The sequence below is a fragment of the Kitasatospora sp. NPDC088742 genome (assembly GCF_055584905.1).
The window spans coordinates 50159-60981 of record NZ_JBVJLD010000056.1 but is presented as its reverse complement, the minus strand read 5'-3'; the positions used below and the strand labels follow the sequence as shown (position 1 = coordinate 60981).

General features: G+C 73.5%; 9 protein-coding genes. 3 read left to right on the top strand and 6 right to left on the bottom strand.

Translation table 11 applies throughout. From position 1 onward, the window contains the following. The 3 genes from ACZ6ZR_RS32750 to hisC all read right to left on the bottom strand — a co-directional run. Positions 1-530: ABC transporter ATP-binding protein (locus tag ACZ6ZR_RS32750; protein ID WP_465648626.1), on the bottom strand; the 530-nt coding region annotated here is incomplete at its 3' end. 32 nt (positions 531-562) lie between these two features. After that, positions 563-1858: an efflux RND transporter periplasmic adaptor subunit gene (locus ACZ6ZR_RS32745; protein WP_465648624.1), complete on the bottom strand. Its 1296-nt coding sequence runs from the start codon at positions 1856-1858 to the stop codon at positions 563-565. A 258-nt stretch (positions 1859-2116) separates the two neighbouring features. After that, a complete protein-coding gene (gene hisC / locus ACZ6ZR_RS32740) occupies positions 2117-3196 on the bottom strand; it encodes a histidinol-phosphate transaminase (protein WP_465648622.1) in 1080 nt (359 codons plus the stop codon). A 329-nt stretch (positions 3197-3525) separates the two neighbouring features. Between hisC and ACZ6ZR_RS32735 the strand changes: the two genes are divergently transcribed. The 3 genes from ACZ6ZR_RS32735 (at position 3526) to ACZ6ZR_RS32725 (ending at position 6956) form a co-directional block, all read left to right on the top strand. Next, positions 3526-4698 (top strand): LacI family DNA-binding transcriptional regulator, encoded by a 1173-nt coding sequence (locus ACZ6ZR_RS32735; protein WP_465648620.1) that lies wholly within the window; start codon positions 3526-3528, stop codon positions 4696-4698. A 70-nt stretch (positions 4699-4768) separates the two neighbouring features. Next, positions 4769-5941 (top strand): metallophosphoesterase, encoded by a 1173-nt coding sequence (locus ACZ6ZR_RS32730; RefSeq protein WP_465648618.1) that lies wholly within the window; start codon positions 4769-4771, stop codon positions 5939-5941. Positions 5942-6149: 208 nt separating this feature from the next. Further along, positions 6150-6956, top strand: a complete 807-nt coding sequence (locus ACZ6ZR_RS32725) for a serine/threonine-protein kinase (protein ID WP_465648616.1) — start codon at positions 6150-6152, stop codon at positions 6954-6956. 7 nt (positions 6957-6963) lie between these two features. Here ACZ6ZR_RS32725 and ACZ6ZR_RS32720 read toward each other — a convergent pair whose 3' ends face one another. The 3 genes from ACZ6ZR_RS32720 to ACZ6ZR_RS32710 form a co-directional block, all read right to left on the bottom strand. Continuing rightward, positions 6964-8253: an MDR family MFS transporter gene (locus ACZ6ZR_RS32720; RefSeq protein WP_465648614.1), complete on the bottom strand. Its 1290-nt coding sequence runs from the start codon at positions 8251-8253 to the stop codon at positions 6964-6966. A gap of 98 nt (positions 8254-8351) precedes the next feature. Next, on the bottom strand, positions 8352-10040 hold the full coding sequence (locus ACZ6ZR_RS32715; protein ID WP_465648612.1) for an ABC transporter substrate-binding protein: 1689 nt from the start codon (positions 10038-10040) through the stop codon (positions 8352-8354). 80 nt (positions 10041-10120) lie between these two features. Beyond that, a partial coding sequence (locus ACZ6ZR_RS32710) for an SDR family NAD(P)-dependent oxidoreductase (RefSeq protein ID WP_465648610.1) occupies positions 10121-10823 on the bottom strand: 703 nt, incomplete at its 5' end.

Here is a 10823-nt window from a genome sequence, read left to right as displayed (position 1 = left end):
TCGTCGGCCAGCAGCATGGCCGGGGCCGTCACCAACGCCCGTGCCACCGCGACGCGTTGCTGCTGACCGCCGGAGAGCTCGTTGGGCTTGTGCCCGGCCCGCTCGGCCAGGCCGACCCGCTCCAGCGCGGCCAGCGCCCGGCGGCGGCGCTCGGCCTTGCGCACCCCGGCATAGGCGAGCGGGAGCTCGACCTGGGCCAGCGCGGTGGTGCGCGGCACCAGGTTGAAGGACTGGAAGACGAAGCCGATCCGGCGGTTGCGCACCAGCGAGAGCTGGCTCTCGTCCAGGTGGCCGACGTCGGTGCCGTCCAGCAGGTAGCGGCCGGCGGTCGGCACGTCCAGGCAGCCGAGGATGTTCATCAGGGTGGACTTGCCGGAGCCCGAACTGCCCATCACCGCGACGAAGTCGCCCTCCGCGATGTCCAGGCTGACCCCGAGCGGCCGCCCGTCGGGGCCGTCCGGGCCGCGCAGCGCGTACACCGTGGCGTCGCCGCTGCCGTACCGCTTCACCACGTTCCGGAGCTGGATCACCGGACGGGGGGTCACGCTCCGGCCTGCCACGATCAACGCCCGCCGCCCGTACCGCTGTTGCGGGCGCCGCCGCCACCGCCGCCGAAGCCGCTCTGGCCGCCACCACCGAGACCGGGGAACTGTCCGCTCGGGAATCCGTTGCCACCGCTCACCGTGGTGCTCACCAACTGCACCTTCTCGCCCTCGGTCAGACCCTCCGTCACCTGCACGGTGGAGTCGCCCTCCACGCCGACGGTGACCTGGACCCGCTCGGTGGAGCCGTCCTCCTTCACCACCGTCGCGGTCCGGCTGGAGCCGGTGCCGGAGAGCGCCGCCGTCGGCACCGAGAGGGCGTTCTGCGCCTCGCCGGTGACCACCGAGATGGTGGCGCTCAGGCCGGTGCGCAGCTTGCCGGTGTCCCCGGTGATCTCCAGCACGGCGGCGTACTGCACCGCGCTGCTGCCCTGGCCGCTTCCGCTGCTGCTGTTCGGCAGCGAACTCACGCTCAGCACCTTGGCGTTGAGCTTGGTGTCGGACTGCGCGTTGAGCGACACCGTGGCGGTGGCGCCCTTCTGCACCTTCAGCGAGTCCAGCTCGGAGAAGTTCGCCGTCACCCGCATCCCGGCCGGGTTGGTCAGCACCACGAACCCGCTCGGGGCAGTGCTCGAACTCGTGCTCGTCCCCGTGGTCTTGGCGCCGCTGCCGGTACTCGCGCCGGTCCCCGACACCGTGTCGCCGACCTTGCCGGCCACCGAGGCCACCGTGCCGTCGGCCGTGGCGGTCAGCGTGGTGCCCGCCAACGCGGCCTTGGCGTTGGTCAGTTGGGTCTGCGCCGTCTGCACCTGCTGCTCCGCCTGGGCCACCTGGGCGTCGTCCACCGTGACGGTGGTCGTGGTGGTCGGCTGGGACTGCTGGCCGCGCTCGTCGGTCTTGCCCGGCGTGGTGGTGGTGACCTTCTGGCCGGCCTCCGCCTTGGTCAGGTTGGCGTTGGCGGTGGTGAGCGCCCGCTGCGCCGCGTCCACCTGCTGCTGGGCATCGGTGGTGGCCACCGTGGCCAGCACGTCGCCCTTCTTCACCACGTCCCCGACCGCCACCTTCACGGCCGTCACCTTCCCGCCGGTGACGAAGTCCTGCCCGGCGTCGCTGGGCGAGGACAGGGTGCCCGATCCGGACACCGTGGCCAACACCGTCCCCTTGGTGACGGTCGCCGTACGGGTCTGCGGCTTGCTCGCCGCCACCCCGCTCTCACTGCCCACGGTCGTGTACGCCACAGCGCCTCCGGCCGCCAGGGCCACCACGAGCGCGGAGTTCACAAGGACGGCGGCCCGCCGCCGAGGAAGCACCTTCATGGCACACACCCTGCCCCCCGGCGCTTTCCAACCCCTGTGGCCCACCTGGGAACTGACTGGGAGATTCACCAAGGGTTCCCCAGCCCCCGGCCTCCCCCACCTCCCCCTCTCCAGGCGGCACCCGCCGGGGCTCCCAGCCGCCTCCCAGCCTCCGCCCAGAACCCTTCATGGTGCCCGGAACGACGGAGGCCCGCCGCCGGCGTTCCGGCGACGGGCCCCCGGGCCCCGAGGTGACGGGCCGTCGGCCCCGGCGCGGTGTCAGAGCGACTTGCGGAAGGCCTCGGCGGTGGCCAGGAAGATGTCGTTGCCCTCGGGCTCGCCGATGGTGACGCGGACGCCCTCGCCCGGGAAGGGGCGGACCACGATGCCGGCGGCGGCGCAGGCGGCGGCGAAGTCGAGGGTGCGCTCGCCGAGCCGGATCCAGACGAAGTTGGCCTGCGTCACGGCCAGCTGCCAGCCCTGGGCGGCCAGCGCGGCGGTGACCCGGTCGCGCTCGCCGACCAGGTGCTCGACCCGGACCAGCAGGGCGTCCTCGGCGCGGAGCGAGGCGACGGCCGCGTCCTGGGCCAGCTGGGAGACGCCGAACGGGACGGCGGTCTTGCGCAGCGCGGTGGCCACCGGCTCGTGCGCGACGGCGAAGCCGACCCGCAGGCCGGCCAGGCCGTAGGCCTTGGAGAAGGTGCGCAGCACGCAGACGTTCGGGCGGTCGCGGTAGAGGTCGATGCCGTTGGGCACCTCCGCGTCCCGGATGAACTCGATGTACGCCTCGTCGACCACGACCAGGACGTCGCCCGGGACTGCGTCCAGGAAGCGCTCCAGCTCGGCCCGGTGGATCACGGTACCGGTGGGGTTGTTGGGGTTGCAGACGAAGATCAGGCGGGTCCGCTCGGTGATCGCGGCGAGCATCGCGTCCAGGTCGTGCTCCTCGCCCGCGGTGAGCGGGACGGGCACGGGGGTGGCCCCGGCGACCTGGGTGATGATCGGGTACGCCTCGAAGGAGCGCCAGGCGAAGAGCACCTCGTCGCCCGGGCCCGCGGTGGAGAGCACCAGGGACTGGGCCACCGAGACCGAGCCGGTGCCGACCGCGACGTGCTCGGCCGGGACGCCGAAGCGGGCGGCGAGCTCCTCGACCAGCTCGGTGGCGGCCATGTCCGGGTACCGGTGGAAGGAGGTGGCGGCCGCGACCGCGGCGTCCAGCACGCCCGGGAGCGGCTCGAAGGGGTTCTCGTTCGAGGACAGCTTGTACGCGTCGGCGCCGGCCGGCTTGCCGGGCTTGTACGTGGGGATGCCGTCCAGCGTCGGCCTCAGGCGGGGGCCCTGTGCTGCCGTACCGGTCACGGTGCGCTCCTTGTCGAAATCGTGGTGCCGTACGCGGCCGGGATCGCCGTACGCGCGCTCGGCCCCGTGGTGCGTACCCGTCCCACCCCGGTCGGGTGCCCCGAACGATGGCGGCCACGCTCACCCGTGAGGGTGAGTTGCTCGTTCGGGGTACGGGTACCGATCAGCCATTCTGCCGGGTTCCCATGGCACATGTCAGAGGTAAGAAGCCTGGATTGCGACCGGTATCGAAGGGATGCGCGGCCGAAGGTTCATGGAGAAACGGTTCTTCTGACTCTCTGTCGGTACCGGTCACACAGCGCGGTCATGCGCCATACGATCGGTCCGCCATGACAGCAGCAGCCAACCAGAGCGGTCGGCGACCCACCACCTCGAGGCGACTGGAACGGGCCGGCATCCGGGATGTGGCAGCAGCCGCCGGAGTGTCGATCACCACGGTCTCGGACGCCCTCAACGGTAAGGGCCGCCTGCCCGACGAGACCAGAAGCCGCGTGCGCGAGGTCGCCGAGCGCCTCGGCTACCGCCCCTCCGCCGCCGCCCGCACCCTGCGCACCGGACGTTCCGGCCTGATCGGACTGACCGTCACCACCTACGGCGAAGAGCCGTTCACCTTCACCGAGTTCGCCTACTTCGCCGAGATGGCGCGGGCCGCCACCAGTGCCGCGCTCAGCCGCGGCTACGCGCTGGTGGTGCTCCCCGCCTCCTCCCGGCACGACGTCTGGGGGAACATCGCGCTGGACGGCACGGTGGTGATCGACCCACCCGACCAGGACCCGTTGGTGAGCGAGCTCTACCGGTCCGGCGTCCCGGTGGTGAGCGACGGGAAACCGGGCAACTGCCCGGTCACCGCCTGGGTGGACAACGACCACGAAGCCGCCGTGCTCGGCATCCTGGACCACCTGAGCGAGGCCGGCGCCCGCCGGATCGGCCTGCTCACCGGGACCTCGACCGACACCTACACCCGGCTCTCCACCGACGCCTACCTCGGCTGGTGCGAGCGGGTCGGCCAGGAGCCGGTCTACGAGGCCTACCCGGCCCACGACCCGGCCGCCGGGGCACTGGCAGCCGACCGGCTGCTGGCCCGGCCGGACCGCCCGGACGCGGTCTACGGGCTCTTCGACCCGAACGGCACCGACCTGCTCGCCGCCGCCCGGCGGTACGGGCTGCGGGTCCCGGAGGACCTGCTGCTGGTCTGCTGCAGCGAGAGCGACGTGTACGCCGGCACCGAGCCGCCCATCACCACGCTCTCCCTGAAACCCCGTCGGATCGGCACCACCGTGGTCAACCTGCTGATCGACGCCATCGAGGGAGTCGACTCCTCCGGGGTCTCCTCCTCCGATCCGGTCAAGGGCAGCCGGCTCTTCCCACCCCGGTACCGGACCGCCTCGGCCGGGCCTCCCCCCGGCACCCTGATGCCGACCGAACTCATCGTCCGGGCCTCCTCCCAACGCCGGAGCCCACGCACCACGGTGAGCCCGCCGCGGCCACCGGGAGAGACGTAGGACCGGCCGTCGGACGATTGGTGGGCACCAGGTGGGGACTCGGGGAGAGCGGTCTTCCTATGATGGGCGAATGACACCCGAGGACCGCCTCCCCGGGCCTGAGCTCCCCGAGTCAGGCCCCCGCCAGCCGCAGGACCTCGACGTGCTTCCGTACGGCTCCTACTACGAGCCTCCCGAGCCTCCCGGCGGCTACGGCTACGACGCCACGTACAGCGGCTACGGCGGTGCCCGGTTCCTGGAACAGCACTGGCCGACGGCCAGTCAGGCCGCCGTCGGCTACGGCCCGGAGGCCGTCCAGGGGGCCGCCCACGAGGCCGTGCACGAGTACGGGCACGAGGCGGCGGGCTCCGACGACCCGCCGACCATGGAGCTGGCCCAGCCGGTCCCGCCGGAGGAGGTCCACTACCCGTACCCGCAGCCGGAGCCCGGCGAGGCCCCCGGCCCGCTGTACGTGGTCGGCGACGTGCACGGCTACCTCGACGAACTGCTGGCCGCGCTGCACCAGCAGGGCCTGATCGACGCCGAGGGCCACTGGTCGGCCGGCCGCTCCCGGCTCTGGTTCCTCGGGGACTTCACCGACCGGGGCCCGGACGGCATCGGCGTGATCGACCTGGTGATGCAGCTGGCCGCCGAGGCGGCCGCGGCCGGCGGCTACTGCCGGGCCCTGATGGGCAATCACGAACTGCTCTTCCTGGGCGCCGCCCGGTACGGCGACGAGCCGGTACAGTCCACCGCCGGGACGGCCTCCTTCCTCGCCGCCTGGCGGCTGAACGGCGGTCAGCAGAGCGACCTGGAGCGGCTGGAGTCGCACCACGTCAGCTGGCTCTCCCGGCTGCCCGCCATCGCCCTGGAGGACGGCCACCTGCTGCTGCACTCCGACACCACCGCCTACCTGGAGTACGGCGCCAGCCTGGACGACGTCAACGACGCGGTGCACCGGCTGCTGGCCGACGAGGGCGCGGACGAGTGGTGGGACGCCTTCCGCCGCTTCACCAAGCGCTTCGCCTTCCGCGGCCCGGCCGGGGCCCAGGCGGTGCACGAGCTGCTCGGCGCCTACGGCGGCCACCGGGTGGTGCACGGCCACAGCCCGATCCCGTACCTGACCGGCTCCACCCACGCCGAGGACGGCGTGCCGCCGCACGTGCCGGGGCCGTACATCTACGCGGACGAGCTGGCCGTGGCGATGGACGGCGGGGTCACCATGGAGGGCCGGCTGCTGGTCGCCCGGCTGCCGCTGGACTGAACCACGGGCCGGGCCACGGACTGAACAACCGTCAGAACGCCTCCTGAACGGTCACGTTCACGTCCCGGCCGCGCACCGGAACGTGTGGAAAACCGGAAAGCGACTGTGTTCAGGCCGCCTCCGGCCCCTACCATCAAGGCGATCTCGCACACCCGCACCTCTCGCACCGCGACGACGGAACGGGGGTTCCCCGATGGACCAAGCCCCGATGGACCAAGCCCCGCAGCACACCGCGCACCTACTGCCCGAGGACCGGCCGGACTTCGACCGCGCCCTGGACGAGGCCCTGCGCGACTCCGCCCTGAGCGGTGCCTTCGCCGCGCCCGGGCCGCACCTGAACCCGGCCCAGCTCCGCACCAAGGCGGCCCGCTCGGCCGACCTGGTGGCCGCCCCGGCCGACCCCGAGTACCAGCGCTACACCGCCCTGCGGGCCGCCGGGCCGCCCGCCCCGCGTGGCCTCACCGACCGGCTGCGCAGCGAGGAGGGCGCCGGGCTGTTCCCGGTGCTCACCGTGCTCACCCCGATCCTGGCCGGGATCGCCGGGCTGCTGCTGCTGGCGATCGGCTACGCGGTCCGCGGCGCCTCACCCGGGCTGGCCCTGGCCCGCGCGGTGGTGACGGCCGGCTGGATCTCCCTGGCGGTGGCCGTCACCGCCCTCCTGATCGGCATCGTCGGCCTCCTCCTGACCGCCCTGCGGGACGGCGCCGCCCCCGCCCAGGACGTCGCCCTGGCCGAGGCCCGGCAGGCCTGGCTCACCGCCCTGCACCAACGCGCCCTGCTCCCCTGGCTGGTGGCCAACCTCTACACCGACCCCGCCCCGGCCCCGCCCACCATCCCCCGCCCGGGCCCGCGCCCCGGCTCCCCCGGCTACTCCAGCCCCGGCTTCACCAGCCCCGGCGTCGAGGGCGTCACCACCCCCGACGGCCGCACCCAACGCCCGGCCGACTTCACCGGCCCGGGCTACTCCTCCCCCGACTACGCCTCCCCGGACTTCACCGGCCCGGACGAGGTCTGACCGGGCGTCAGAGGTCCTTCGACCTCACCGGGCCGGCGGCCGCCTGAGGATCCGCCAGGTCCGCCGAGGCGGCCTCGGCGGCGGCGACGGCCGTGGTGCGACGGGTGACGGCCGGGCCCAGGAGGTACTGGGCGAGGGCGGCGCCGAGGCCGATGGCGGCGCAGGCGAGCCAGAGCGTGGCGGAGCCGTGGCCGAGCAGCCAGGCGCCGACCAGCGGGGCGGGGAGGCCGCCGAGCGACCAGGCGAAGCCGTAGACGCCGCTGTAGCGGCCGCGCAGGTGGGGCGGGGCCAGGGCGACGGCGGTGGCGGCGCTGGCGCCGGTGAAGGCGATCTCGCCGAGGGACCAGATCACGGTGGTGGCGGAGAACCCGAGCGGGGAGGAGGCCAGGGAGTTGAGGCCGAAGCCGATGCCGACCAGGACCATGCCGGCCACCAGCACCTTGTTGAGGTCGGCCCGGCTGAGCCGGGCCGCCGCGAGCGGCTGGACGACGCTGATCACCACGCCGTTGACCGCCATCGCGACACCGAAGGCGGCGGGGGACAGGCCCTCCGCCCGCATCGCCAGCGGCAGGGTGGACATGGTCTGCATGTAGACGAAGGCGTAGCCGCTGGTGGTGAGGACGAAGGCGGTCATCACCTTGTCCCGGAGCACCGTGCCCAGGCCCTCCGCCCGCTTCCCGGCGGCCGCCACCGCCGCCGCGGCCCTGGCCGGCGCGGTCTCGCTCACCGCGAACCAGACCATCAGGCCGAACGCGGCGCAGCTGGCCGCGTCGACCCAGAACAGCCACTGGAAGCCGAACGTGACCAGCACGCCGCCGATCAGCACACCGGCGGTGTAGCCGAGGTTCACCGCCCAGAACAGCAGGCTGTAGGCCCGGGTGCGGTCCTGACCGGGGATCAGGTCCGCCACCAGGGCGGTGGAGGCGGGCCGGTAGACGTCGATCGCCACCCCCAGCAGGAACAGCTCCACCGCGAAGGCACCGATGCTGTCACTGCTCGCCAGCGCGACCATCAGGGCCGCGCTGGCCAGCATCCCGCCGAGCAGGGTGGTGCGCCGGCCGAACCGGTCGGCCAGCGCACCCGCGATCAGCTGGGAGAACACCTGGCCGATCGCGAACAGCGCCAGCAGGCCACCGGCCGAGGCCACCGAGAAGCCCCGGCTGGTGGTCAGGTAGAGCGCGAAGAAGGGCTGGACCATGGTGCCGATCCGGTTGACCAGGGTGCCCGCCCAGAGCACCCAGAAGGCCCTCGGCAGACCGCCCAGGCCACCCAGGCCGGCGCGCAGTCGGGACGTCACGGAGCTCCTGCGGAGCGGTTCGGTCGACATCCGGTCATCCTCCTCCGGTCACGATCGGATCGGCAACGTCCTTGTGGTGCGGGCTTGCTGGCGTGACGTCAGAGCCGGACGTGCACACGGGTGAGGTTGGGGAAGGAGTACAGCGCACTGACGAACAGCCCGCCCACGGCCGGCCCGACCAGCGAGAACTGCCGCTTGTAGAAGACCGGGATCAGCGGCGCGTGGTCGGTCATGATCTCCCGGTCGATCTCGGCGTACCCGGCGGCCGCGGCGGCCCGGTCGGTCTCCTTGCCGAGCGCGGCGAGGCGCCGGCTGATGTCCGGCACGTCGAAGTAGGAGAGGTTCATGTTGCCGGTCGCGGTGATCCGGTCGCCGCGGAACAGCACGTCCATCACCCCGGCCGGGTCCGGGAAGTCCGGTCCCCAGACGCCCCAGATCAGGTCCACGTCGGTGTCCCGGCGGCCGACCGTGCTGTAGTACGCGGCCCGGTCCACCGGGACCAGCTCGATCCGGAAGCCGGCCCGCTCCAGCGCGGTCTTCACCACCGGGGCCAGCTTGCGCAGCGGGGCGATGTCCTGGAAGGCGTACCGGAGCACCGGCACCTCCTTGCCCTCCAGCAGCCGCTTGGCCTGCTCCACGTCGCCGTTCGGCCCGGACGGGTAGGCGTCGTAGTGCTGGTGACCGGGCATCAGCGGGGCCAGCACGGTGGTGGCCGGCTCCGCGGCGGCCGCGCCGCCGGCCGCCTCGACGTAGGACTCGCGGTCGAAGGCGTGGATCAGCGCGCGGCGGACGTCGAGGTCGGTGACCCGCTGCGTGTTGATGTAGACGTACTGGGCGTACGGGGTCGGCCCGTCCAGCACCCGGGAGAGCTTCTCCGGGTCGATCTGCACGGAGAGAATGTCGGCGGGTGCCACGTCGGTGGTGGCGATCGAGGTGGCGTCGGCCGCGTCGGGCTCGGCCAGCCGCCGGGTCTGCGCGGACCGGTCCACCCCGAACTCCCAGCGGATCCGGTCCACGTACTGACGGCGGATCGGGTCGGTGGCCGGGCTCCAGTGCGGGTTGCGCTCCAGCACGAAGTACTCGCCCGGCACGCTCTCCCCGCGCCGGTACGGGCCGGTGGAGAGCCACTCGGTCTCGTACTCGGCGCCGGGGGCGCGGTCGGCCGGGACGGGGGTGGTCGTGGTGGTGGCGGCGAAGAACGGGAAGTCCGGGTACGGCTCGGCGAGCCGGAAGACGATGGTGCGGTCGTCCGGGGTGGTGACCCCGGGGGCGGGCAGACCGGCCGGGCCGGGGCCGCGGTAGGTGCGCTCCGGGTCCAGCGCGCGCTGGACGAACTGCGGCCCGTAGTCGCCGAGTTCGGAGAACGCGCGGGCCACGGCGTGCGCCACGTCGGCCGATCCGATCGGGGTGCCGTCCTCGAAGGCCAGGCCCTCGCGCAGGGTGTAGGTCCAGGTCAGGCCACCGTCGTCGGTGCGGCCGGCGTTGGTGGCCAGGTCCCCGACCAGGGTGAGCACGCCGTTGTCCGGGTCCTCCACGTACCCGGTCAGCGAGCGGTGGAACAGCGCGGTGGCCACCGCGAGGGTGGTGCCGATGTAGGTCTGGGCCGGGTCCATGTGCTCCGGCGGGGCGTCGGCGAGGAGGGTCACCGTGCCGCCGCGCCGGGCACCGGGCACCTCGGGCGCCGGAGCCGTCACCACTCCCTGGTGGTCGATCACCAGCCGCTGGCCACCCGGGTGGGCGGTCGGCTCGAGGGCGGTGTCGTCCTGGGGGCCACGCCGATCGGTCATGATGCTGGATCCTTCGGTCCGGGCCGGCGGGTGGTCGCCGGCGGGTGGTCGGGGCGGGTGGTCGGGGGAACGACGGGGTGTCAGAGCAGGCTGCGGGTGGCGCCGCCGTCCACCGGCAGCACGGTGCCGGTGACGAAGGCCGCCCGGGTGGAGGCCAGGAAGGCGGCGGCCGCGCCGAGCTCCTCGGGCTCGGCCAGCCGGCCCGCCGGGATGTCGGCGGTCAGGCCGGGGATGCCGCCGGGCAGGCCCTTCGCCCAGTGCTCCAGCTCCGGGGTCCTGGTCATCCCCGGGGCGAGCACGTTGACCGTGATGCCGTCCGGACTCAGCTCGTGCACCAGCGACTTGGCGTAGCCGAGCAGACCGGGGCGGACGGTGTTGGAGAGCGCCATGCCGGAGATCGGCTGCTTGGCGGCCAGTGAGGTGATGAACAGCACCCGGCCCCAGCCCGCGCGGCGCATGTGCGGCACGGCGGCCGAGACCAGCGAGACCGCCGAGAGCAGGTTGAGCTCGACCGCGTCCCGGTACGCCTGCACGGTGTGCGCGGTGGCGTGGCCGGGGCCGGGGCCGCCCGCGTTGGTCACCACGATGTCGACCCCGCCGTGCAGCTCGGCGGCCCGGGCCACCCAGTCGGCCACCGCCGCCTCGTCCCGGACGTCGAGCGGGAAGCCGCTCACCGAGCCGCCGGCGGACTCCTTCTCCAGCGCCGCCACCGCCCGGGCCAGCCGCTCGGGGTCGCGCCCGGCCACCGAGACGGTGGCCCCCTCCCGGGCGAAGGCGGTGGCC

What these genes read in the sequence shown, in the direction of transcription:
- ACZ6ZR_RS32735 (WP_465648620.1), top strand. Translation starts at nt 3,526, where the DNA reads ATGACAGCAGCAGCCAACCAGAGCGGTCGGCGACCCACCACCTCGAGG.
- ACZ6ZR_RS32725 (WP_465648616.1), top strand. Translation starts at nt 6,150, where the DNA reads ATGGACCAAGCCCCGCAGCACACCGCGCACCTACTGCCCGAGGACCGG.
- ACZ6ZR_RS32730 (WP_465648618.1), top strand. Translation starts at nt 4,769, where the DNA reads ATGACACCCGAGGACCGCCTCCCCGGGCCTGAGCTCCCCGAGTCAGGC.
- ACZ6ZR_RS32715 (WP_465648612.1), bottom strand. Translation starts at nt 10,040, where the DNA reads ATGACCGATCGGCGTGGCCCCCAGGACGACACCGCCCTCGAGCCGACC.
- ACZ6ZR_RS32745 (WP_465648624.1), bottom strand. Translation starts at nt 1,858, where the DNA reads ATGAAGGTGCTTCCTCGGCGGCGGGCCGCCGTCCTTGTGAACTCCGCG.